The organism is Nonomuraea sp. NPDC050394, from assembly GCF_044459065.1.
Classification (GTDB): Bacteria; Actinomycetota; Actinomycetes; order Streptosporangiales; family Streptosporangiaceae; genus Nonomuraea.
The window spans coordinates 1-22,227 of record NZ_JBITIO010000032.1 but is presented as its reverse complement, the minus strand read 5'-3'; the positions used below and the strand labels follow the sequence as shown (position 1 = coordinate 22,227).

Here is a 22,227-nt window from a genome sequence, read left to right as displayed (position 1 = left end):
ACGTATGAATGCTGAGGAGAACAACACCCCCCACATCGTGGTGGTCGGGCCTGACTTCCAGGGGCAGCAGGGCGACGGCGGCGAGGAAGAGCGCTCGGTGGCGGGCCTGGTCGAGCAGCCCGCGAAGGTGATGCGCATCGGCAGCATGATCCGCCAGCTTCTCGAAGAGGTCCGCGCGGCTCCTCTCGACGAGGCCAGCCGCAAGCGGTTGAAGGAGATCCACGAGTCATCCATAAAGGAGCTTGAGGACGGCCTCGCCCCCGAGCTGGTCAACGAGCTGGAGCGGTTGTCGCTGCCGTTCACCGATGACAACGGCGCCCCGCCCAGCGAGGCCGAGTTGCGGATCGCCCACGCCCAGCTGGTCGGCTGGCTGGAGGGGCTCTTCCACGGCATCCAGACGACGCTGTTCGCCCAGCAGATGGCGGCCAGGGCCCAGCTGGAGCAGATGCGCAGGGCGCTGCCCGGAGTGCCGCAGGAGGGCCAGCAGCAGCCCGGCGGCTCCGGCCCCTACCTGTAGAGCTCTTCGAGCACGCGGGCGACGCCGTCGTCGTCGTTGGCCTCGGTCGTCTGACCGACCACGGCCAGCACGTCGCGATGCGCGTTGGCCACCGCGTACGACCTGCCCGCCCACGCGAGCATGGGCAGGTCGTTCGGCATGTCACCGAACGCCACGGCGTCCTCGGGACCGATGCCGTGCCGCCTGGCCAGCGCCGCCAGCGCGGTGGCCTTCGTGATGCCGTGCGCGCTCATCTCGACGAGCGCGCTGCGGCTGGAGTGGGTGGCGGTCACCAGGTGCCCCACGAGCTCGTGCACGGCGTCGTGGAGCCCGTCAGGGTCCATCTCCGGGTGCAGGGCGAGCAGCTTGGCGCACGGCCGCGAGGTGAGGATCCCCGGCCCGACGCCGCTGCCGCCTCCCGCCCTTCGGTCCAGGCCACCGAGCCGGAAATCTGACTCGTGCGCAAAACCACCTTCGTACTCGACCGAAAATGCCAGTCCGGGGATGTTCGCTCTTAGCTGATCCACGACCTCCACGAGCACGTCGGCCCGGATCAGGTGGGATTCAAGAATCTGTTCGGTGTGGAGATCGTAGACAAGCGCCCCGTTCGCGCAGATCGCCACCCCGCGGTGCCCGACCACCTCGGCCACCTCCCTCATCCACCGAGGCGGGCGGCCGGTGACGAGTACCAGCACAGCCCCGGATTCCTCTACCCTGGCGAAGGCAGCAGCCGTTCGGGAAGAGACCGTTCCATCGGAGCGCAGGGCGGTTCCGTCGAGGTCGGTGGCCACAAGGCGAGGGGTGTTCATAACGGGTTCCAGTTTGCCCGGTGATGCCGTCCAACAGAAATCTTCCTAGCGAGGGGAACACCAAGGCGGTGGAATGGTGTTAGATGTGATGGCGTTGTATTAGCTGATCCCGTAGTGAAAACCAGCATGACTTTGTCTGAGCCACCCCGGGTTGCTGCTGTACGACACACCGGGACCCATGAGGTGTGGGTCCCATAGATTCACATCCTGAGGGAGAGCTTTTATGGCTCAGGGAACCGTCAAGTGGTTCAACGCTGAAAAGGGCTTCGGCTTCATCGCTCCGGACGGCGGTGCACCGGACGTGTTCGTGCACTTCTCCGAGATCCAGGGCAACGGCTACCGCAGCCTCGAAGACGGCCAGCGGGTCGAGTTCGAGATCACGCAGGGACAGAAGGGGCCGCAGGCCTCTGCCGTCCGCGCCATCTGATCTGAAGTAAGCGAGGTAGGGCGGGGTTCGCTTCCAGCGGACCTCGCCCTTTCCGCTGTCCGGGCTCCTGGTCACCGGTAGACCAGCCCCGACAGCCGCCAGGCCAGCGCCCGGCGGAAGGGGGGCAGCGTGGCCAGCAGCCGCAGCACCACGTTCCTGACCGGCCGCAGCGCCCTGCTCATCGTCGCCAGGCGGGTCAGCCTGCCGGCGAAGGCGACGACCTCCCGGGCGACCGGGCGGCGGGCCGCCGCGTAGGCGTCCAGGGGTGCCTCGTCCCCGGTCTTGAGCGTCTCCGCCAGCGCCTCACCGAGCGCCACGGCGTCCTGGACGCCGGTGTTCATCCCCTGACCGCCGGCCGGGCTGTGCACGTGCGCGGCGTCGCCCGCCAGCACGACCCTGCCGCTCCTGTACGCGTCCGCCACCCTGTGGTGGACCCTGAAGCGCGAGCCCCACACGACCTCGCTCACCACGACCTTCTGGCGCCGCGGGCCGCGCTCGTCCAGCAGGCGCTGCACATAGGCCACGTCGGGCTCGTGGGGCGCCTCGTCGACCGTGGCGACGATCCTGAACGTCCCGTCGGGCAACGGGGCCACCACGACGAGCCCGGCCGGCGAGAAGTACAGCACGACCTCCTCGCTGGGCACGCCGCCGCTGAGCCGTACATCCGCCAGCGAGAACGACTCCGGGTAGGAGGCGCCGCTGAACCCGATGCCGGCCTGCTCCCGCACCGTGCTGTGCATGCCGTCCGCGCCGGCCACGTAGCGGGCGCGCACGCTGCTTCCGTCGGCGAAGACCGCCGTCGCGCCCTCGCCGTCCTGGGTGAGCCCGGTCAGCGTGTACGGCCGCGCCACCCGCCCGCCCAGCGCGACCAGCCGGTCCAGCAGGATCCGCTCGGTCTCCGCCTGGGAGATCATCAGCGTGTACGGGTAGTCCGTCGGCAGGTTCCCGAACGGAACCGGCACCAGCACGCGGTCCCCGTCCCTGATCGTGAAGCGCTTGGCGTGGATGCCACGCCCGACCATGGGCCCGGTGACGCCGAGCGGCTCAAGCTGCTCCAGGGTGCGGGCGTGTACGACGGCGGCGCGGGAGGTGTTGTCGCCCTCTGCCTGGTTGTCCACGACGGTGACGTCGAGGCCCTTGAGCGTGAGCGAGATCGCCAGGGTGAGGCCGGTGGGGCCGGCGCCGATGACCAGAACGTCGGTGGTGGTGGGAAGCATCTTCGTTCTCCTCTTGGTCAACGCTTGTTGGCATCAGTCTGCGCCTGGCGTGCTGGCGATGTCAACACTTGTTGGCCTACAATCGTTGACATGAGAAGGAGCTCCGCGGACACCAAGGCCGTCATCCTGGCCGCGGCCAGGGAACGCTTCGCCGCAGACGGCTACGAGAAGGCCACGATCCGGTCAATCGCCGGTGACGCCGGGATCGATCCGGCGATGGTGATGCGCTACTTCGGTAACAAGGAGAAGCTGTTCGCCGCCGCCGCCCACATCGACCTGAAATTTCCGGACTTCTCGGCACTGCCGCGGGACCAGATCGGCGCCGGGCTCGTCGGCCACTTCCTCGGCCTGTGGGAGCACAACGAGGCCCTGCAGGTGCTCCTGCGCACCGGCGTCACGAACGAGGCGGCCGCCGAACGCATGCGCGACATCTTCGCCACCCAGCTCGCCCCGGTGATCGCCAGGCTGACCGGCCCGGACCAGGCGCCGGCCCGTGCCGGATTGGCCGCGTCCCAGATCTTGGGGCTGGCCCTGGCCCGATACATCCTGAAATTTCCACCCATCGTGGCCATGTCGCGCGACGACCTCATCCGCTGGGTGGCCCCCACCATCCAGCGCTACCTCTGCGACTGACCTGGCTCCCCTTCCGAGAGGGCCGGGGTCGCGGGGCGGTCACGAGTACGACTCGAAGCGCGCTTCGCCTGAACAACCCCCGGAGGGGAGCCGTCGATCAGTGCATGAGGTACGCGTGGCTGTGCCATCCCGCGACGCTCGTCGCGGCGTTGCTGTTGCTCGTCAACGACCATCTGCTCAAGCAGGCCTGGCCGGGGTTCGTGACCGGCAAGCTGAGCGACGTCGCCGGACTGGTCGTCGCCGCCCCCCTGCTGTCCCTGGTGTTCGCGCGGCGCGCGGATCTCGCCGCCACCCTGCTCACCGGGGCGCTGTTCACCCTCGTGAAAACCACCGAGACGGGCGCTGAGGCCGCCTCCCTTGCCTGGACCTTCGTCGCGGGCCCTTCGCACGTCCTGGCCGATCCCAGCGACCTCCTGGCCCTTCCCGCGCTCGGGCTGGCGTGGTGGATCAGAAAGCACGAGGCGCCCCGGAGGTGGCTGGCCGTGGTGGGCGTGCCGCTGGCCGTCCTGGCCGTGGCCGCCACGAGCGCGGTGGAGAGCCCGCCCGCGGCGGACGCGGTGCGGGTCGACGGCGGGCGGATCACGGTGACGGGGACCTGGGCGTCCGGCAACGTCTCCACGGACGGCGGGCGCACCTGGAGGCTCGCCCCCGACCGCGCTCCGGACGTGCGGGGGCAGAAGGCGATGTGCGTGCCCCGGGAGCCGCGCCGCTGCTACTGGGTGCGCGGCGACGGCGTCAGGGTCATGCAGTCGTACGACGCCAGCGTGACCTGGCAACCGTCGTGGGAGATCTCCCCCGGCCGGCTCGAAATACTCGAACGGGCCTATGGCGAACGGGTGTCCTCGGTGTCGCTGGCGGTTCAGGCGACGGCGCGGGGTCACGTGGTCGTCGTGGCGAACGGGCGCGACGGCGTGGCCGTACGGGATGAGAGCGGGCGGTGGACGCGGCTGGGCTACGACCCGTCGGGACGGCTGAGCGCGGGGGCCGCCACAGCGGTGGACGGCGGCCAGGAGGCCCACGGCGAGCTGGCCGTCGCGCTGCTGGCCGGGGTGTGGGCGATCGTGGCGGGGCTCATGATCGCGGCCAGGGGCCGGCGCAGGATCGCCACCCACTGGATCGCGCCCGCTCTGGCGACCGTGGGCGTGCTGCCCTACGTGTCGCTCGATCCGGAGGCGGGCGGCGTCCCCGCCCTGCTGTGGCTGGCCGGCGCCCCGCTCCTGCTCGCCGCGGTCGTGCTCGCGATCGTGGAGTCGGTCCTCGCGAAGATCCCCTCCACCGCCCTCTGGTCGGCACTGGGCACAGGGATACTGGTCGCGCTGGGCATCGCGGCGCCGTTCCGTGGCTGGGCGTTCGGATGGCCCGACTCCTACGACGTGGCACTCGCCATGGCCACCTTCTTCGCCGTCGCCATCGGCGCCCTCGGGCTCGCTCTGGTACGGCGTACCGCCCGGCCCCGGCCATGAGCCGCACCTGGCTGTGCCACCCGGCGGCGCTCGCTCTCGCGGGTCTGTTCGGGCTCGGTATTGGCGTGGCCGGGGTGGTGGTCTTGCGGCGGAACGCGGTCCTGCGTTCCGCCGCTATCGGCTACTTGGCCGGCTCCAGCACGTCCAGCCCCAGGTAGGGGCGGAGCGCCTGGGGGACCACCACGGAGCCGTCGGCCTGCTGGTGGTTCTCCAGGATGGCCACGATCCAGCGGGTCGTGGCCAGCGTGCCGTTGAGCGTCGCCACGTGCTGCGGCTTGCCGTCCTTGTCACGGAAACGGACCGCCAGGCGCCGCGACTGGAACTCGGTGCAGTTGGAGGTCGAGGTCAGCTCGCGGTAGCGGCCCTGCGACGGGATCCAGGCCTCGCAGTCGAACTTGCGCGCCGCCGACATGCCGAGGTCGCCCGCGGCGGTGTCGATGATGCGGTACGGCACCTCGATCTTGGCCAGCATCTCCTTCTCCCAGGCCAGCAGGCGCTGGTGCTCGGCAGCGGCGTCCTCCGGGCGGACATAGGTGAACATCTCCACCTTGTCGAACTGGTGGACGCGGATGATGCCCCGGGTGTCCTTGCCGTAGGAGCCCGCCTCGCGCCGGAAGCACGACGACCAGCCCGCGTAACGCAGCGGGAGTTCGGCGCCGTCGAGGATCTCGTTGGCGTGGTAGCCGGCGAGCGCGACCTCCGAGGTGCCGACCAGGTAGAGGTCGTCGTCGGGCAGGCGGTAGATCTCCTTGTCGTGGGCGACGTGGAAACCGGTGCCCGCCATCGTCTCGGGACGCACCAGGACCGGGGTGATCATCGCGGTGAACCCGGCCTCGATCGCGTGCTGCATGCCCATGTTGAGCAGGGCCAGCTGCAGGCGGGCGCCGACGCCCTTCAGGAAGAAGAACCGCGAACCCGACACCTTGGCGCCGCGCTCCATGTCGATGGCGTCGAGCGCCTCGCCGAGCTCCAGGTGGTCCTTGGGCTCGAAGTCGAACGTGCGCGGCTCGCCGATCGTCTCCAGCACGACGAAGTCGTCCTCGCCGCCGTGGGGAGCCGCCTCCTCCACGATGTTGGGCACCGCGTGGGCCATCTCGTCGAGCTCGGCACCCAGGTGCTCGGCTTCGACCTCGGCCGCCTTGACCTGCGCGGCGAGCTCCTTGGCCCGCTGCAGCAGCGTCTGCTTCTCCTCGCCCTGCGCCTTGGAGACGGACTTGCCCATGGACTTCTGCTCGGCGCGCATGGTCTCGAACGAGGTCAGCGCGGATCGCCGGCGCTCGTCGAGGGCCAGCAGCTTGTCGACGATCGAGTCGTCCTCACCCCGGGCGCGCTGCGACGCTCGCAGCCGCTCAGGGTCCTCCCGAAGTGTCCGCAGGTCAATCACAGGCCAAGCGTACTCGGTCCCCCGCTGACGGCAGGACCAATTAAGACCACCGCCCCGGCCGGCGTGGGCCGTCGCGGTGGGCGGCCCGTCCGACGTGGGAAGCGACCCCCACGATCGGCGGTCACCCGCGTCGGCGGGTGGCGGTGGTGCGGCTTGCCGTAACGGATGGAAGAACTACGGCCGGCCTTGGCGGATCTGGGCGAGCCAGGTGGTGGCCTCCGTGAAGGCGGCGTCTGTGGTGGCGGGCTTGATCTGGGTGGTGACGCCGTCCGCGCGCGGGTAGCTGCCCAGGAAGCGGACCTCGCCGCAGATCCGGTGCAGACCGGAGATGGCCTCGCCGACCCGCGCGTCGGCCACGTGCCCCTCGAAGTCGAAGTGGAAGAAGTAGCGGCCGATACCGTCGCCGGTGGGCCGCGACTCGATCCGGGTCAGGTTGACCCCGCGCACCGAGAACTCGGTCAGCATCTCCAGCAGCGCGCCCGGGTGGTCGTCGGCCAGGAAGACCACGAGCGTGGTGCGGTCGGAGCCGGTGGGCTCCGGCAGCGCGCCGGGACGGGCGACGCGGACGAACCTGGTCACCGTGTCGGTCCGGTCGCCGATGTTGGCGGCGATCTCGACCAGGCCGTAGTGCTCGCCGGCGATGCGGGCGGCGACCGCGGCGTCGTACGGCGAGCCGGGCAGCGACACCTCCTGGGCCGCGGCGGCCGTGGAAGGGGCGGAGACCACGACGGCGTCGGGCAGTTCGCGGTTGATGTAGCCGCGGCACTGCGTGATCGCGGCCGGGTGGGTGTAGACGCGCTTGATGTGCACCAGCTCGGTGTCGGGCCGGGCCAGCAGCGAGAACCGCACGGGCAGCAGCAGCTCGGCGGTGATCAGCAGCGGCTCGCCCCACGCGAACTCGTCGAGGGTGGTGGTGATGCCGCCCTCCAGCGAGTTCTCCAGCGGGACGACCGCGCCGTCGGCCTCACCGGACCGTACGGCGTTGAGCGCGGCACCGACGGTGGCGCAGGGCATGCGGTCGGCGTCGGGCTCCATGAGCCGCAGGGCTTCCTCGGTGAAGGTGCCCTCGGGTCCGAGATAGGCGATTCTGGGCATGACACCAGAGTAACCAGCTCAGCGGCGTGCCATCTGTGGTTCTATCTCGGGACCGAGTCCGAGTCTGGCCGCGCGCACCGCCTCCTCCTCTTCCGGGGCGAGTGGCGTCTGGCCCTTTCCGCCCACGACCGGCCGCACGTACGTGCGTGTCTCCGAGCGGCCGTTGATCGAGGTGAGGACGATGCCGTCGCCCAGGCCGTTGATCATCGCGATCGAGAACGACAGCCTCCCGGTCATCTCCTCCAGGGCGTCGTAGCGGTAGACCGCCACGTCGCGGATGGCCTTGAGGTCGCCGCCCATGGTGCTGACGGTGGACTGCCTGGCCAGCATCTGCTGGCAGTCCTGCACGGCCAGCCTGGCCTGCTTGAGCGCGACGTAGCCGATGACGACGCCGCTGACGCCCGCGAGGACGCCGATCATGACCCATACGGTAACGAGCACAACACACAGGGTAATCAGTTGGCCAAGATCCCGCGACGTTTGGGCAACCAGACGGCCAGGAGCCAGACGAGGGCGATCGCGCCCAGCCCGTATCCGTTCTGCACGATCTTGCCCAGGACCGGGCTGACGATGGGGATTTCCAGCGCCTTGAGCGAGACGCCCCACCAGGGGACCGGGATGACGTAGTACAGCCAGACGCCGGCCGCCGCCCACAGCCTGGCCCGGTCGCGGCCGTCGCCGACGATCGCGCCCAGCACGACGACGACCCAGGCCAGGTGGTGGATCCAGGCGACCGGCGACAGCAGCACCGCCATCAGGCCGGTGAGGGCGACCGCGGTGACCATGTCCTTCGCCTGGTACGCCCGGTACGCCCCGCGGAAGCCGTACCAGCCGATGAAGGCGATGACCGCCACCCAGATCGCGGACGTCAGCAGGTCGGGCAGGTACAGCCGGATGAGCATGCCGCGCACGGACTGGTTGGTGGTGGCGGCGTTGGAGCCCAGGCGTTCGGGGTCGAGCAGCGCGGAGAACCAGAACGCGGCCGCGTCCTGCGGGATGACGGCGAAGGGCAGCACCGTGAGCAGCGCAGCGACGAAGCAGGCCATCCAGAACGTCCGCCACTGCCGGGTGACCAGCAGATAGATCAGGAAGACGCCGGGCGTGAGCTTGACCGCGGTGGCCAGGCCGATGAGGAAGCCGCGCGGCCACTTCGGCCGGACCGCCAGCAGGTCGGCCACGCACAAGGCGACCAGCAGGATGTCCACCTGCCCGAAGCGCACCTGGTCGCGGATGGGCATCAGGTACGTGCAGCAGACCATGGCCAGCGCGAACAGCAGTGGCTTCTTGTCCACCTGCGCCTGCCTGAAGGAGAACCAGACGGTGACGGCGAGGGCGGCGAAGACGCCGATCGTCCACACCCACTGCGCGGTGGTCCACGACATCATCGCCAGTGGTACGGCCAGCAGCGCCGCGACCGGCGGGTAGGTGAACGGCAGGAGTTGCGGCGCGGGCGTGAAGAACTCGTAGACCGGCCGCCCCTCCCGGATCATCTCGCCACCGGTGCGGTAGACGTCGAGGTCGACCAGCCGCTGGTCGTCGGGGTTGGTCAGCCAGTATTCGACCAGCGGCCACGCCGCGAGCGCGACGACCGCCGCCGCCAGCAACCACGTCCACCACTGCCGCTTGCCACCTGTCACGGTCTGGCACGTTACCGTGGCTCCAGTCGATCGAGGACGCACACTGCGGGGGTTGCGCTCATGGCACGTCGGTTCCTGGCGGCTCTGATGCTGGGCGCCGTCCTGGCGGGCGTCCTCGGCGCCGGTACGGCTTCCGCCGCTCCCCGTGGCCGGGTCGTGCTGCTGGGAGTACCCGGTCTGGAATGGGGCGATCTCCACCCGTCGCGCACCCCCAACCTGTGGAAACTGGTGGCCGCGGGCGGCTCGGCCTCGATGTCGACCCGTGCCGTGCCACCGCCGGACCGGGGCGTCACCTGTCCGGTGGCGGGCTGGCTGACCGTCTCGGCCGGGCAGCGCTCCGGCACCGCAGGCAAGGGCTGCGCCCCTGTACCCCGGCCGGAGCCGGACGGCGCGGGTGCCCGGGTTCCGGGATGGGAGTCGCTGGCCGCCTACCAGTCCGGCACCGGGTACAACGCGGTGCTCGGGACGCTGGGCCAGCTCGTGGCCGACTCGGGCGGCGCCGTGGGGGCGGTGGGTCCCGGCGCGGCGCTGGCCGCCGCCGACAAGAGCGGCCGGATCCCGAAATATGCGGACAACGTGGAGGGGCTGGGCGACCTGACCGGCTACGCCCTGATCGTCTTCGAGGCCGACGCGCTCGCCGCCGCCTGGGCCCGCATGCCCCGGGACGAGGCCGGGGTGCCCGCCGGGCTCCCCGCCGGGCAGCGCGCGGCCGCCGCGGCCGAGGCCGACAGGCGGGTCGGCACGCTGATGGCCCGGGTTCCCGAGGGGAGCACGGTCCTGGTGGGCGGCATCTCCGACACCTCCCCCGCCGCGCATCTCCACGTGGCCATGGCGGCCGGGCCTTCTCCCGGCGGCCCGCCGTACCGTCGTGGCTTCCTCACCGCGGCCTCGACGCGGCAGGACGCGCTCGTCACCATCACCGACCTGACCGCCACCGCGATCGGCGCGCTGGGGCTTGAGTCTCCCCGCGCGGTCGTCGGGCGGGCCTGGAGCGACGGCGGTGACGCCCCCGCGACCACCGAGGAGACCGTCACCCAGCTGGCCGACGCCGATCTGGCCAGTCAGGTGCTGCGGGAGGTGCGCGGGCCGTTCTTCGCGGTGTTCGTCGTGGTTCAGCTGCTCTTCTATCTGTTCGCCGCCCTCGCCCTGCGCCGCCGCCGCGCGCAGCCCGCCTCCGCGCAGGATGGCGAGGCGGCGGCGTCGCGGCTGCTCGTGGTCGTTCAGGTGGTGTCGGTGCTGGCCGGGTCCATCGCGGTGGCGACGTTCCTGGCCCAGCTCGTGCCCTGGTGGAGCCTGCCCGCGCCGATGGCCGCGCTGATCGTCACGATCGTGGCGGCGGCCGGGCTGATCACCGGGCTGGCCTTCGCGGGGCCGTGGCGGGCGGCGGTCCTGGGGCCGCTCACGGTGGTGGCGGGCGTGACGTCGCTGGCCCTGCTCATCGACGTGATGACCGGCTCCAAGCTGCAGGTCAACGCGGTCAGCGGCTACGAGCCGGTCACCGGCGGCCGCTTCTACGGGTTCAGCAACATCGCCTTCGCGATCCAGTCCACGGGCACGATCCTGGCGCTGGCGGGTGTCGCCTGGCTGCTCAGGGCGCGTACCTGGCTGGCTTTGGGGGTGTGCGCGGCGTATGGGATGTTCGCGGTGTTCGCGGATGGCTGGCCGGCGTGGGGGGCGGACTTCGGCGGCGTGCCGGCGTTCGTGATCGGGCTGGCGGTCTTCCTGATCCTGCTGTCGGGTCGCCGGGTCTCGGTGGGCAAGCTGCTGGTCGTGGGGCTCGTGGGGGCGCTGCTGATCGGTTCGATCATGGTCTTCGACTTCATGCGGCCGGCGGCGCAGCGTACCCATCTGGGGAACTTCGTCCAGCAGATCCTGGACGGGCAGGCCTGGACGGTGATCGGCAGGAAGTTCAGCGCGATGATCGGCGTGACCGTCGGCAACTGGTCGCTGACGCTGCTGTCGCTGGTGGCGCTGGCCTTCCTGTTCCTGGTGCTGAACCGGCCCTCCCGGTGGGGCGCCTCCGCGCTCGGCCAGGCCTACAAGCTGGCGCCGCCGTTGCGTGCGGGCTTGTTCGGCGCACTGACCTGCGCTTTCGTCGGCTTCCTGATCAACGACTCGGGCATCGCGATCCCGGCCATGGCGCTCACCGTGGCGGTGCCGCTGGCTGTGGCCGCGTCCGTGCGCGCGCTGCAGCTGTCCACGCCCATCCCGCCAGAGCCAGCGTCAGAGCCAGCAGCGCCCACGGCGCCACCTGCTGCCTGACGACGGTCCGCAGCCACTCCAGGCCGCCGGGCTGCATCTCGACCCGGGCGGGCAGGTACGCCAGTGACAGGATCACCAGGTGCCCCGCCAGGAACCGGTCCACCAGCGAGACCCCCGCCAGTGCCACCATCGCGAAGGCCAGCCCGTCATACCAGGGCAGGATGTACGGCGTGGCGAACACGTAGGCCACCGACAGCACCGCCGCCACGGCCGGGGCGTCCCGTCCGGGCAACGCCCGGAACAGCGCCCAGGCCAGCAGCGCCAGCACGAGCAGCGACGCCACCTGGATCTCGCCCCGGTACGCGCTGCCCTCCCCCACCACGGCCTGCAACATCCCCTGGAACGTCTTCCAGTAGGAGGCGTGCGAGATCGCCTTGCTGGTCCTGGTCACCGGTTCGAGCGCGGCGAGCCCGGCCAGCGCGTATCCGGCCACCACCACGGCCAGCGCCACCCCCGCCACCACGGCCAGCCGTCCGGGCCGCCGCCGCAGCTCCCAGGCGGGCCCGAGCGCCACGATCCCGGCGTTGAGCTTGACCGCGACCCCGAGCCCCAGGAGCAGCCCCGAGCTCGCCGGCCTCGACCTGGCCAGCAGGGCGGCGACCATGCAGGCGATGGCCAGCGTGTCCACGTGCATGCCGGCGACGAGCTGGTAGAGCAGCAGCGGGTTGGCCGTCCACAACAGCGCGGCCCGCAGGCGGCGGGCGGGGTCGTCGCGGGTGAAGCGGTCGAGCAGCAGCCCGGTGGCGACGAACGCGGCGGCGTTGACCAGCGCGAGCACCAGGACGGTCAGCCACAGCGAGCCGCCGCCCACCCAGCCGGCCAGCGCCTGGACGGCCGTCGCGACCGGCCCGTAGACACTGGCCTCCTCACGCCACGGCTCCTCGACGGCCCCGGCGATCGGGTCGCCGGGCAGGTCGGCGGCGCCGTGGGTGTAGGGGTCGACGCCGAGCGCCACCATGCGGCCGTAGGCGGCGTAGTTGAGGTGGTCGGCCGAGCCGGAGGGCGGGAGGAGGGCCAGCACGGCGGCGGCCGTACAACCGAGGACGACCAGGAGCCCGGGGGGCAGGCGCGAGCCGTACGCGAGCCCGCCGAGCAGGCCGAGACCGCCCAGCACGATCGCCGCGGCGGCCAGCCCGATCACGAGGTGGGGGCCGGGATTCAGGCCGAGCGAGGGCCCGCCCAGATCGGGGACGACCGCCGACGGCCCGAGCAGCCCGATGACGATCGTGAGCAGGACGCTCGCCGCGGTGCACAAGGACGCGCTCAAGGCCCTGCTGTCGGAAGTCACCCGCAGATTCCAGCACACCTGACGAAAGTCGGGGGACACCGCTGCCGATCGGGCGGTCCGCCGGGAGTGGTGGGATTTCTACGGTTTCCTCATGCGAACTCCGATGGTGATCACCGCCCTGACCGGCGCTTTCCTCCTTTCCGCCATGGGTACGGCGAGCGCCGACGACAACCTCGGCATCGACTCCTATGTCCGTGACTACGTCGAGCGGACCGGCCTGCCCGGGGCCATGGTCGCCGTCACCAAGGGCGACAAGGTCGTCCTCACCGCCGGCTACGGCCACACCGCCGGCGGCGACGCGATCACGAAGGACACCCCGATGCCGCTGGCCTCGGTCTCCAAGTCGTTCACCGCCCTGGCGGTCACCAAGCTGGCCGAAGAGGGCAAGGTGAAGCTCGACGCCCCGGTCAGGCAGTACCTGCCGGAGTTCACGATGGCCGACCCGCGCGCCGCGAAGATCACCGTCAGGCAGCTGCTCCACCAGACCTCCGGCATGTCCGACCGCAGCTTCCCCGAGCTCACGCTCGACGCCCCGGCGACGCTGAAGGACGCGGTGGCCATGCTGCGCACCGCCGGGCTGAGCGCGGAGCCGGGCGCCAGGATGTACTACCACAACCCCAACTACTCGCTCCTGGGCCGCCTGGTCGAGGTCGTCGCGCGACGGCCCTTCGCCGAGCACATGGCCGCCGGCGTCTTCCGCCCTCTCGGCATGAACGCCACGAAGACGGTCGACTCCAGCCTCGAACTGCCCGGCGCCGCCAAGGGCTACGTCCGTGCCTACGGCCGGACCGTGCCGCGCTCGCACCCCGAATGGTTCGTCAACGGCGGCTACGGCGTGGTCTCCACCGCCGACGACATGGCCAGGTGGCTCATCGCCCAGAACGGCGACCGGCCCGCGATCAAGGCCACCCACCAGGGCTCCGGCGTCGGCGAGAGCACGTACGCCATGGGCTGGTACACCGGCCGCACCGCCAGCGGCGCGCCCATGCTCAAGCACACCGGCTGGCTGCTCACCCACAACGCCGTGCAAGTCCTCCTGCCCGGCAGCGGGTACGGCATCGCCGTGGTCACCAACACCGGCATGATGTCCGGCGACGACGCCGCGATCATCGCCGACGGCCTGATCGACCTCGCGGAAGGCCGCCCCGACCGGCAGCTCGCCCCCTTCACCAGCTCCGCCGACCCGATCCTGGCCGGAATGACCCTGCTCACGCTGGCTCTGGGCGCGCTGGGCGTCTACCGCGCCCGTACCTGGGCTCGCCGCCGCTCCGGGCGCGCGACCTGGCGTCTGGTGGTACGGCTGGCGCCGTACGCGCTGCCGGTGGCGCTGTTCGCCGGGCTGGCCGAGCTCTTCGGCCTGCTGATGAACCGCTCCGGCACCCTCGCCCAGATCTCCTACGTCTGGCCCGCCCTGTTCGTCTGGACGGCCACGGCCGCGCTGACCGCCCTGGCCGTGGCCGGGACCCGGATCTTCCACACGATCCGCGCCCGCCGCCGGACGGTGACGTTCACCGGCTAGTCGCGGGGGATGGCCTCGATGCGGGCCATGTGCTTCTCCCCCCAGTCCCCGAGCGGAATGAGCGCGGCGAGGAGGGAGGAGCCGAACGCGGTCAGCGAGTACTCGACCTTGGGCGGGATCTGGTGATAGTCCTCACGGAGCACCAGGCCCGCCTTCTCCATTTCCCGCAACTGCAGGGTGAGGATGCGCTCGCTGATCCCGGGCACCTCCCGCCTGACCTCGCCGAACCTGCGCGGGCCGTCGTACAGGCCCCACAGGATCAGCACCTTCCACTTGCCGCCCATCACGTCCATGGCGGCGTCGAGACCGCAGGTGTAGCGCGCCTTCTTCACGAACAAAATAGTAGGTACTTGATGAAATGTTCGCTAGCCCCGAGCATGGCGAACATGAGAACACCAGTAACGATCATCGGCCTGGGCGCGATCGGCACCGCTCTGGCCAAGGCATATGTCGCCGCAGGGCACCCGACGACCGTGTGGAACCGCTCCGCCGCGAGGCCCACGCCGGAAGGCGCGGTGCGGGCGGCGGGCATCGAGGAGGCCGTGGCGGCCAGCGAGCTGGTCATCGCGATCCTGACCACCTTCGACGCCGCCCGGGAGGCGCTGGAACCCGCGGCGGGCGAACTGTCCCGCCGCACCTTGGTCACCCTGAACACCGGAACCCCGGCGGGCGCGCGCGAGACCGCGGCATGGGCGGCGGGGCACGGCGTGGACTTCCTGGCGGGCGCGATCAAGAACGTGCCCTCGGCGGTCGGGCTGCCGGACACCTTGCTGTACTACAGCGGCGACCGGGCGGTCTTCGACCGCCACGCTCCGACGTTGCGGGTCATGGGCGGCGACACCGTGCATCTGGGTGAGGAGCCGGATCTGGCCGGCTTGTACGAGCTGGCCGTGGGCGGCACGCTGCTGCCGACCATCCTCGCCTTCCTCCAGGGCGCGGCACTGGTCACCTCGCGCGGGCTGGAGGCGAGTTCACTGGTGCGCTACGAGACGAAGTGGCTGGAAATGATCATCCAGCTGCTGCCGTCCCTGGCCGAGTCCGTGGACAAGGGCGACTACGCCAACCCCGAGTCGGCGCTCGGCCTCTTCCACGAGGGCATCTCGTACGACCACGAGATCGGCCGGGAGGGCAACCTGGACGTCGCCTGGCACGAGCCCATGCACGACCTGCTCAGGCGGGCGGTGGCGGAAGGACGCGCCGACCAGAGCATCGCCTCCCTGGTCGAGCTCCTCCGCAAGCAGCCGTAACGGACCGTCTTGGCGGCCGAAACCGCCGAGACGCGTCCGCAACACCCTCAATTGAGGGCCGGAACCGCGTTAACGGACGGGCCGCTTGCCGAGCGCGCCGCGGACCGCCGGCTCCCGGACCGCCAGGGCCAGCGCCACGTCCCGCAACTGCTTCGCGCGGTGCAACTGGGCGCGCCAGTCGTTGCCCGTGGCCCGGTGAGCCATCTCGACCTCGACCTCGGCCACCCGGTAGCCCTTGCGCACCAGGTCGATCGTCAGCCCGGTCTCCACGCCGAAGCCGTGGGCCAGCGGCCTGGCCGCCTCGAACGCCGCCCTGGTCAGGCAGCGCTGGCCGTTGAGCGGCTGCGTCGCCTCGAACCCGCCGGTGGCCCGCCGGATGCCGTCGCGGGACAGGCGGACGACCATGCCGTGGCCGCCGAGCCGTACCCGGGTGGCGAAGACCGCGATCGACATGTCCGCCTTGCCCGCGCGTACCGGCTCGATCAGGGCGGCCGCCGTACGCGCGGACTCGCCCAGATCGGCGTCCAGGAACAGCAGGTGCCGCGGCGTGTCGCCGTCGAGCAGACGGACCGCTTCCGAGCCCGTCTCCATCGCGGCGGCCTTGCCGCGGTTGCGGCTGTGGCGCACCACCCTGGCGCCCGCGGCCCGCGCCACCCGGCCGGTCTGGTCGAGCGAGCCGTCGTCGACGACCACGACGAGGTCGACCCCGGGCAGCTCCAGGGCCGCCCGTACGGTCGCGCCGATGCGGTCGGCCTCGTTCTTGGCCGGGATGACGACCGCCGTGTCCGGCGTCATGACCCCTCGGAGATCAGAAACTCCTCGGGCACCTCATCGTGCACGGTGAACACCGAATCGAGTCCCGTGACCTGAAGGATCTTGCGCACCGCGGGGCGTGGGGCGGCCACGTCGAGCTCACCCCCCTGCTCCTTCATGCGTTTGAGTGCTGACAGCAGCACGTTCATCCCCGTGGAGTCACAGAACTCCACCAGGGACATGTCGATGACCACGCGATTGGGCCCGTCCTGCAGGAGGCGAGTGAACTCCTGCTGCAGGCGGGGCGCCGTATAGAGGTCGATTTCACCGGCGATCGCAACTAGTGCATGGCCGGCATGTGATCGAGTCGAGACCTTGAGCTCCACATGGGCAGGCTAGCGGGGTGGAGGCGTCTGGTCACGTTCTCACGCCGATAGTGGAACGCCAGGTTTTTGTCCCGCGTTTGGGCTCCATGAAAACGGAGAGTACGCGAAGCTTGACACTGTGACACCGGCAAGTGCCGGAAAGGGGGGTTGCACGGGCTCTCCTGGTCAATACCATCGCATCACGGAAGCCAGGGGCCCGAGCGTACACATGACCACAGAGCATTCCGAAGATCCCCAGCGCCAGCGCCTGCGCGAGCAGCTGGAGGCCATCCACATCCGCACCGAGAAGGCCACCTCGTGGCACGACGAAGCAGGGCGCCTGCGGGGGCTGCTCAACAACGACGGGTACGTCCCCGTCCGCACCAGGCTGGCCGGCGAGGACCTCGACTTCCTCGGCGACGCCAGAGACACCCTGCTGACCTTCGCCGAGCTCGGCCTGCGCCTGCTCGACCTGCACCAGCCTCGTGACGCCGGGGGGATCACGAGCGACACGGCCCATCCGATCCTGCGGTGCCGGAGCTGCATGTGGCGCTGGCCCTGCCCCACGTTTCGGGCAATGTCCGAATCATTCGGTACGCCGCGCGTGCCTTCACCCGCCTAAGGGCACGGCAGGAAGACCCGGGGCTCGGACCACAGGAGCTCAAACCGACGCCCCGTGCACACAACCCGCGCACCGGTCCCGGCGGTTGGCCGGGCACGGTGCCCGAGCCCGAGACCTGGCGGCACGCGACGGCTAGCGATCCTGGGGGAAGGGCACGCGGGCCTGGCCGCAGAGGAAGGTGCGGTCGGCCAGGAGTTCGGGGGTGACGCGGATGCCGGTGAGGCGTTCGGCCAGGGCGAAGGAGGCGGCGATGAGCGGGAACGTGAAGTCGATGTCTTCCAGCGAGGCGTCGTCGCGCAGGTCGTAGCCGATCTCCACCATGTCGTCGAGCAGGGCGTCCGGGGTGCTGCCGCACCGGTCGTGGGCGTACAGCGGGTCGAAGTCGAGGCGGACGTCGCCGTCCTCGGCCCAGAAGAACCGGTAGCGGCCGTTTCCGCCCTCGTAGTGGGAGACGACCCGGGTGCCGAGCGACACCGGGATCATCGCCTCCGCGGTGACGCCGAGGTGGCCGTTGCTCTCGTAGGCGAGCGTCCAGTTCTCGCCCGGAACGGCGGCGGCGCCGATGAAGAGTGCCCCACCGGCGCTTCTGAGGTCGTAGCTGACGTCGTGGAAGTCCGCGTCCAGGCGCATCGGCCGGGGGCGGGTCTCCGCGTGCACCCGTGCCATGAACTCCTCGGGCGTGAGCCCGCGTACGAGTGTCAGGCAGTAGGGGTCGTCGAGGGCGCCACTGTCGGCCCAGGCGTAGTCGGTCGTGGTCGGCATGGCTGCGGTCATGTCAGCTTCCCGGCCCTCAAGAGACCAACCTTGCGGCTCCTCGACGGTTCTGGCCGCGTCAGGCGGCCCTTCTTGACGACGTGCTGAGCGGCCGGCCCGAACTCGGCCTTGATCTGGTCGTAGGTGTGTTCGCGCAAGTCGTGGTTGCGGAAGCACCGTTGTTCGAAGGCGATCTTCGCAACCAGATCCGCGGCCCGGCTGGCGGTTCGCAGGGTGGCTTCCAGCGCCGCCGCCCGTTCGGGCGTCGGCAGGAGCTTCACCTGCACCACCAGCCTCATAGTCGATCACACTACCGGTCAGTCCATGCCCCCTCGATGGGGTACGAACCCCAATATCCGGCGAGGTCGTAGCGTGAGCACGACCACACGCGCCAAGAGCACCGTTTTGGGCCGTACTCGGCGTGCCACCGCATAACCTGCCGAGGTGGACCTCTTCTCACGTTCTTGGACGGCATTGCGTACGGCGGTCGCCGAACTCCCCGACGAGGACTTCGCGAAGCCGTCGGGATGTTCCGGCTGGCTGGTACGGGACCTGGCCTGCCACCTCGTCATCGACGCCCAGGACGTCCTGATCACCCTCGTGACCCCGGCCGACACGGAACCGACCCGCGACGCGGTGACCTACTGGGAGGTCACCGGCACGCCCCCGACCGGCGACGATCCGCTGGACGCGCTGACCGTGCGGCTGGCGGCCGCCTACGGGGAGCCCTGGATGCTCAAGTTCCACCTTGACGACGTCGGCTCGGCTGCCGGGCGCGCCGCCGTACTGGCTGATCCGGGGGCTTGGGTCGGCACCAAGGACATCGTGCTCACGGCGGGTGACTACCTGTCCGCGTACGTCATCGAGTGGACGCTGCACCATCTCGACCTGATCGCCTACCTGCCCGAGGTGGCCGGGCCGCCCGCGGAGGGGCTGGCCCGGTCCCGCGAGATGCTGGAGAAGATCGCCGGGGCCGCGTTCCCGGAGTCGTTCTCCGACAAGGACGCGCTGCTGGTCGGTACCGGACGGCGTGCCCCCACCGAAGCGGAACGGGCGGAGCTGGGCGATCTCGCGGCGAAGCTCCCGTTCGTCCTCGGCTGAGCGTCAGTTCCAGTTGTCGATCTTGACGTCGTGCGGATCCGGGGCGCCTGTCCCGGTTTCCACCAGGGACTTCAGGCTCATCAGGAAGAGCGCCCACTTGGTGCTGCAGTGGTGCATGAACTCCACCGGCTCCGCCCAGCCCTCATGCCTGAACAGGATGATGGTCTGGTCGTCGGCCCGGTCGAGGTCCCAGACCACGTGCGTGCCGATCCACTCCTTGGGCCCCTCGACGACCTCCCAGAGCACGCGCCTGTCCGGCTGGAGTTCGAGAACCTTCATGTCGAACCCCCCGGCCCCGAACCGGAACGCGATCACGTCGTCGCCGATGTCTCTTGTGTCGGTCGTCCACCACCCGGCGAGTCCGTCGGTGGTGGTCAGGGCCGCGTAGACCTCGGAAGCCGGTGCCTTGATACCCACTCGGTGAAGGATGTCCACCATGTCGAGCTCCTCTCACTGTTCGTCTCTGTTTCGCTGATCGTCTCTGTTGCGCTGATCGTCTCTGTTTCGCTGAATCGCCTCGGCGATCCGCTTGATGCGCTGCAGCCTGGCGTCCCACGCCGCGCCCACCGCGGACAACTGGGCGACCGCGCGCGCGAGTTGCGCCTCGTCCACCTGGTACCGCCTCTCCCGCCCGTACGGCGCCGCGTGCACCAGGCCGACGCGGTCGAGCACACCGAGATGTTTCGCGATGGCCTGCCGGGTCACGGGCAGCCGCTCGCTGAGGCTGGTGGCGGTGCCGTTGCCGTCCGCCAGAAGCAGGTCGAGGATCCGCCGGCGGGTCGGATCGCCGACCGCTGACCACAGATCGTCGTCGACGGCGGCACTCACGGAGCCGACACCAGCCGCGCGATGTACTCCCCGAGCCGGGGCACGAAGGTGTCCCAGCCGGTGACGTGATCGCGGTAGACCTCCTCCAGCTTGGCCGCCTCCCAGCCCATCTCCCGGAACCCGGTCTCGGTGAGCCGGATCCGCGTACCGCCGCCGGACGGGGTGAGCTCAAGGGTGACCAGTAGCGAGCTGACGGAGTCGTCGACCTTGCCGCCGGGATGACACCAGCGGAACGAGAACAGCCGCGGCGGTTCGGCGCTGACCACGGTGAATGGCGCGACGTCCACCCGATCACCCCAGACCAGCTCGCCTATGGCGCCGGGGGTGGGTTCGATGGAGGCGTCGTCGCTCCACCACTGCGAGATGTGCTCCGGGCGGCTGACGACCTCGTAGACCACCTCGGGCGAGGCCTCGACGTGGATCTCCCGCTCGATGCTCCCGTACTCCATGGCTCTTCTCCACTTCGCTACATGCAACGTTTGGTTGCACATCACGCTAGCGCGAGATCCACCCACGCGCAACCATCAGTTGCGCTTCTGGAGGTCATGTTGAAAATAGAACTGAAATGTAACCGGATCCCGAGTAAATGTAACTAAGACCTGGTTACATTTGCTTGTGAGTCAGCATGTGCAGGATCTGGTGGCGAGACTCCGCGCTTCCAGAGGCGACTATGACGATGTTGAGGTCAAGTCGGCAGCGGGAGGACTCCCGCAGTCGCTCACCTCTACGCTGAGCGCGCTCGCGAACCATCCAGGCGGCGGCACGATCATCCTTGGCCTCGATGAGGCCACTGGCTTCCGGCCGGTGCGCCTTTCAGATCCGCAGGCTCTCAAACAGGGTCTCGCACACAAGGCGCGCTCCTTCTCTCCTCCAGTCCAGCTCACGATCAGCGACGCGGAGGTGGATGGGGCACCGGTCATCGTTGCCAGGGTGCACGAATGTGATCCGTCCGCCAAGCCGTGTCGGGTCACGGCCTCGGGCACGGCATACCTGCGGGGGTATGACGGGGACTTTCCCTTGTCGGATCTGGAAGAGCAGGCGTTTCTGGCCGCTCGGAAGCCACCGCTCTTCGACCGGCGGGTCGTGGCGGGCGCCACCCGTGAAGACCTGGACGGTGACCTGGTCGCGGCGTTCCTCCGTTCGGTTCGCGAACGGGATTCTCATGGCCTGGGCCGCTTCACCGATGATGCTGAACTGCTCCGCCGCGCCGGAGTGACGGCCCCCGACGGCACCCCGACCGTGGCAGGGCTGCTGGCTCTGGGTGCGCACCCGCAGGAATGGTTTCCGCGCTTCGTCATCCAGGCCTCCGCGGAACCGCTGCCCAGCGATCCCGAAGAATCGCGGGCCCGGAACCAGATGACGATCACCGGTGCCATTCCCCGGATGCTCGAAGAGGCTCTGGCCTGGGCCCGCCGAACCTTCGACACGAGCGTCGTTTCAGCGCCGAACGGGACTGTGCGCGATCAGCCGTCCTATCCCTACATAGCCTTTCGCGAGATCATCGCGAACGCTCTGCTCCATCGTGACCTCGATCACTGGTCGGCGGGCATGGCGGTGGAGGTTCGGCTGCGCAGCGATCGGTTGATCGTCTCCAATCCAGGCGGGTTGTACGGCATCACGGTCGAGCGGCTCGGCCGTGACGCGGTGACCTCCGCGCGCAACGCACGACTCGTCGCGATCTGCCAGCACGCCCGCACGCCTGACGCCGGCGCGCGAGTCGTCGAGGCATTGGCGTCGGGCATACCGATCGTGGCCGGCGCCCTGGCGGACGCAGGGCTCCCGCCCGCGCGTTACCTCGACGCCGCCATCAGGTTCACGGTCGTCCTGCAACAGCCGACAGCCCCTGTCGCTCGCCCGGGAAAACGCCTGAACGACACAGAGCTACGCGTGTACGACGCCTTGGCGGCAGGTCCACACAGTGTCGCCGACCTCAAGCAGGAGCTGAAACTTTCCGCGGCCAACATCCGAAAGGCGCTACGCGAGCTGCGATCGAGAGGGCTTGTCGAGCAACTGGGCGGAAGGGGGCAACCAACCGTCTACCAGAACGTCGCGGAGTAGGGCGATGTCGAAACGATCATCCGCATGGTTGGGAAGCCATATGACCCCTTCGTGATGATCGCCGGTCGGGTCTGTGGTCTCCGGCGCCGTGCCCGGCCGGCCGAGGGGGTCCGGGGGCGGGCCCCCGGCAGGGGGTCGTGGGGGGGGGGGGCCCCCCCGGGGGGGCCCCCGCCCCCCCCGCGCGGTTGCGCGGCGCGCGCCCAGCGCGAGGGCCGAGCCGGGCAGGCGGGCGCCCGCGGCCGGCGGCGTTAGAAGCGGCCGCCGGGCCCC

General features: G+C 70.1%; 25 protein-coding genes. 10 read left to right on the top strand and 15 right to left on the bottom strand.

Annotation, left to right across the window (positions count from 1 at the left end; translation table 11 throughout):
• Positions 1-4 precede the first annotated feature (4 nt).
• Entirely contained in the window at positions 5-517 is a 513-nt protein-coding gene (locus ACIBKY_RS54100) for a bacterial proteasome activator family protein (RefSeq protein WP_379615599.1), read from the top strand.
• On the opposite strand, the gene ACIBKY_RS54095 is transcribed toward ACIBKY_RS54100, so the two are convergent.
• Entirely contained in the window at positions 508-1,305 is a 798-nt protein-coding gene (locus tag ACIBKY_RS54095) for an HAD hydrolase family protein (RefSeq protein ID WP_397110345.1), read from the bottom strand. The two genes, ACIBKY_RS54100 and ACIBKY_RS54095, sit on opposite strands and share 10 nt — an antisense overlap.
• 223 nt (positions 1,306-1,528) lie before the next feature.
• On the opposite strand from ACIBKY_RS54095, the gene ACIBKY_RS54090 reads away from it, so the two are divergent.
• On the top strand, positions 1,529-1,732 hold the full coding sequence (locus tag ACIBKY_RS54090) for a cold-shock protein (protein ID WP_157248489.1): 204 nt from the start codon (positions 1,529-1,531) through the stop codon (positions 1,730-1,732).
• 71 nt (positions 1,733-1,803) lie between these two features.
• On the opposite strand, the gene ACIBKY_RS54085 is transcribed toward ACIBKY_RS54090, so the two are convergent.
• On the bottom strand, positions 1,804-2,949 hold the full coding sequence (locus ACIBKY_RS54085; RefSeq protein ID WP_397110343.1) for an FAD-dependent oxidoreductase: 1,146 nt from the start codon (positions 2,947-2,949) through the stop codon (positions 1,804-1,806).
• A 90-nt stretch (positions 2,950-3,039) separates the two neighbouring features.
• On the opposite strand from ACIBKY_RS54085, the gene ACIBKY_RS54080 reads away from it, so the two are divergent.
• Together ACIBKY_RS54080 and ACIBKY_RS54075 are read left to right on the top strand one after the other, a co-directional pair.
• Complete coding sequence (locus tag ACIBKY_RS54080) at positions 3,040-3,582, top strand: TetR family transcriptional regulator (RefSeq protein WP_397110341.1); 543 nt, start codon at positions 3,040-3,042, stop codon at positions 3,580-3,582.
• Between the two features lie 104 nt (positions 3,583-3,686).
• Positions 3,687-5,045, top strand: coding sequence for a hypothetical protein (locus ACIBKY_RS54075; RefSeq protein ID WP_397110339.1), 1,359 nt, complete (start codon positions 3,687-3,689; stop codon positions 5,043-5,045).
• Positions 5,046-5,166: 121 nt separating this feature from the next.
• Here ACIBKY_RS54075 and serS read toward each other — a convergent pair whose 3' ends face one another.
• From serS to ACIBKY_RS54055, 4 genes are all read right to left on the bottom strand, one after another.
• A complete protein-coding gene (gene serS, locus ACIBKY_RS54070; RefSeq protein WP_397110337.1) occupies positions 5,167-6,429 on the bottom strand; it encodes a serine--tRNA ligase in 1,263 nt (420 codons plus the stop codon).
• A gap of 174 nt (positions 6,430-6,603) precedes the next feature.
• Positions 6,604-7,524 carry a prephenate dehydratase gene (gene pheA, locus ACIBKY_RS54065; RefSeq protein WP_397110335.1) on the bottom strand — a complete coding sequence of 307 codons (921 nt, stop codon included), beginning with the start codon at positions 7,522-7,524 and terminating at the stop codon, positions 6,604-6,606.
• 18 nt (positions 7,525-7,542) lie between these two features.
• The gene (locus tag ACIBKY_RS54060) at positions 7,543-7,944 is read right to left on the bottom strand and encodes a DUF4446 family protein (protein WP_221339935.1); all 402 of its coding nucleotides are present in this window, start codon (positions 7,942-7,944) and stop codon (positions 7,543-7,545) included.
• A gap of 35 nt (positions 7,945-7,979) precedes the next feature.
• Positions 7,980-9,161, bottom strand: a complete 1,182-nt coding sequence (locus ACIBKY_RS54055) for a glycosyltransferase 87 family protein (protein WP_397110333.1) — start codon at positions 9,159-9,161, stop codon at positions 7,980-7,982.
• 60 nt (positions 9,162-9,221) lie between these two features.
• Here ACIBKY_RS54055 and ACIBKY_RS54050 point away from each other — a divergent pair, with 60 nt between their 5' ends.
• Positions 9,222-11,423 (top strand): hypothetical protein, encoded by a 2,202-nt coding sequence (locus ACIBKY_RS54050; protein WP_397110331.1) that lies wholly within the window; start codon positions 9,222-9,224, stop codon positions 11,421-11,423.
• On the opposite strand, the gene mptB is transcribed toward ACIBKY_RS54050, so the two are convergent.
• Positions 11,305-12,690 (bottom strand): polyprenol phosphomannose-dependent alpha 1,6 mannosyltransferase MptB, encoded by a 1,386-nt coding sequence (gene mptB, locus ACIBKY_RS54045; RefSeq protein ID WP_397110329.1) that lies wholly within the window; start codon positions 12,688-12,690, stop codon positions 11,305-11,307. The genes ACIBKY_RS54050 and mptB overlap by 119 nt on opposite strands.
• Positions 12,691-12,802: 112 nt before the next feature.
• Here mptB and ACIBKY_RS54040 point away from each other — a divergent pair, with 112 nt between their 5' ends.
• Positions 12,803-14,230 (top strand): serine hydrolase domain-containing protein, encoded by a 1,428-nt coding sequence (locus ACIBKY_RS54040; RefSeq protein ID WP_397110327.1) that lies wholly within the window; start codon positions 12,803-12,805, stop codon positions 14,228-14,230.
• Here the strand turns inward: ACIBKY_RS54040 and ACIBKY_RS54035 are convergent.
• The gene (locus tag ACIBKY_RS54035; protein ID WP_397110325.1) at positions 14,227-14,562 is read right to left on the bottom strand and encodes a winged helix-turn-helix transcriptional regulator; all 336 of its coding nucleotides are present in this window, start codon (positions 14,560-14,562) and stop codon (positions 14,227-14,229) included. The two genes, ACIBKY_RS54040 and ACIBKY_RS54035, sit on opposite strands and share 4 nt — an antisense overlap.
• Before the next feature lie 54 nt (positions 14,563-14,616).
• Between ACIBKY_RS54035 and ACIBKY_RS54030 the strand changes: the two genes are divergently transcribed.
• A complete protein-coding gene (locus ACIBKY_RS54030; RefSeq protein ID WP_397110323.1) occupies positions 14,617-15,477 on the top strand; it encodes an NAD(P)-dependent oxidoreductase in 861 nt (286 codons plus the stop codon).
• Positions 15,478-15,546: 69 nt separating this feature from the next.
• Here the strand turns inward: ACIBKY_RS54030 and ACIBKY_RS54025 are convergent, their stop codons facing one another.
• On the bottom strand, positions 15,547-16,272 hold the full coding sequence (locus tag ACIBKY_RS54025) for a glycosyltransferase family 2 protein (RefSeq protein ID WP_397110321.1): 726 nt from the start codon (positions 16,270-16,272) through the stop codon (positions 15,547-15,549).
• Positions 16,269-16,616, bottom strand: coding sequence for an STAS domain-containing protein (locus ACIBKY_RS54020; RefSeq protein ID WP_184959005.1), 348 nt, complete (start codon positions 16,614-16,616; stop codon positions 16,269-16,271). The genes ACIBKY_RS54025 and ACIBKY_RS54020 overlap by 4 nt, the downstream gene beginning before the upstream one ends.
• A gap of 208 nt (positions 16,617-16,824) precedes the next feature.
• On the opposite strand from ACIBKY_RS54020, the gene ACIBKY_RS54015 reads away from it, so the two are divergent.
• The gene (locus ACIBKY_RS54015; protein ID WP_379615634.1) at positions 16,825-17,217 is read left to right on the top strand and encodes a hypothetical protein; all 393 of its coding nucleotides are present in this window, start codon (positions 16,825-16,827) and stop codon (positions 17,215-17,217) included.
• Positions 17,218-17,349: 132 nt separating this feature from the next.
• Here the strand turns inward: ACIBKY_RS54015 and ACIBKY_RS54010 are convergent, their stop codons facing one another.
• On the bottom strand, positions 17,350-17,991 hold the full coding sequence (locus tag ACIBKY_RS54010; protein ID WP_397110318.1) for a DUF6461 domain-containing protein: 642 nt from the start codon (positions 17,989-17,991) through the stop codon (positions 17,350-17,352).
• Entirely contained in the window at positions 17,988-18,269 is a 282-nt protein-coding gene (locus tag ACIBKY_RS54005) for a hypothetical protein (RefSeq protein ID WP_397110316.1), read from the bottom strand. The genes ACIBKY_RS54010 and ACIBKY_RS54005 overlap by 4 nt, the downstream gene beginning before the upstream one ends.
• A gap of 145 nt (positions 18,270-18,414) precedes the next feature.
• On the opposite strand from ACIBKY_RS54005, the gene ACIBKY_RS54000 reads away from it, so the two are divergent.
• Positions 18,415-19,071, top strand: coding sequence for a maleylpyruvate isomerase N-terminal domain-containing protein (locus ACIBKY_RS54000; protein WP_397110314.1), 657 nt, complete (start codon positions 18,415-18,417; stop codon positions 19,069-19,071).
• Between the two features lie 3 nt (positions 19,072-19,074).
• Here ACIBKY_RS54000 and ACIBKY_RS53995 read toward each other — a convergent pair whose 3' ends face one another.
• From ACIBKY_RS53995 to ACIBKY_RS53985, 3 genes are read right to left on the bottom strand one after another with little or no spacing between them, the layout of a single operon-like run.
• The gene (locus ACIBKY_RS53995; RefSeq protein ID WP_397110312.1) at positions 19,075-19,509 is read right to left on the bottom strand and encodes an SRPBCC domain-containing protein; all 435 of its coding nucleotides are present in this window, start codon (positions 19,507-19,509) and stop codon (positions 19,075-19,077) included.
• Between the two features lie 12 nt (positions 19,510-19,521).
• Positions 19,522-19,899, bottom strand: coding sequence for an ArsR/SmtB family transcription factor (locus tag ACIBKY_RS53990; RefSeq protein WP_397110310.1), 378 nt, complete (start codon positions 19,897-19,899; stop codon positions 19,522-19,524).
• On the bottom strand, positions 19,896-20,348 hold the full coding sequence (locus ACIBKY_RS53985; RefSeq protein WP_397110308.1) for an SRPBCC domain-containing protein: 453 nt from the start codon (positions 20,346-20,348) through the stop codon (positions 19,896-19,898). The genes ACIBKY_RS53990 and ACIBKY_RS53985 overlap by 4 nt, the downstream gene beginning before the upstream one ends.
• Before the next feature lie 166 nt (positions 20,349-20,514).
• Here ACIBKY_RS53985 and ACIBKY_RS53980 point away from each other — a divergent pair, with 166 nt between their 5' ends.
• Positions 20,515-21,957 carry an ATP-binding protein gene (locus ACIBKY_RS53980; protein WP_397110306.1) on the top strand — a complete coding sequence of 481 codons (1,443 nt, stop codon included), beginning with the start codon at positions 20,515-20,517 and terminating at the stop codon, positions 21,955-21,957.
• Positions 21,958-22,227: the final 270 nt, after the last annotated feature.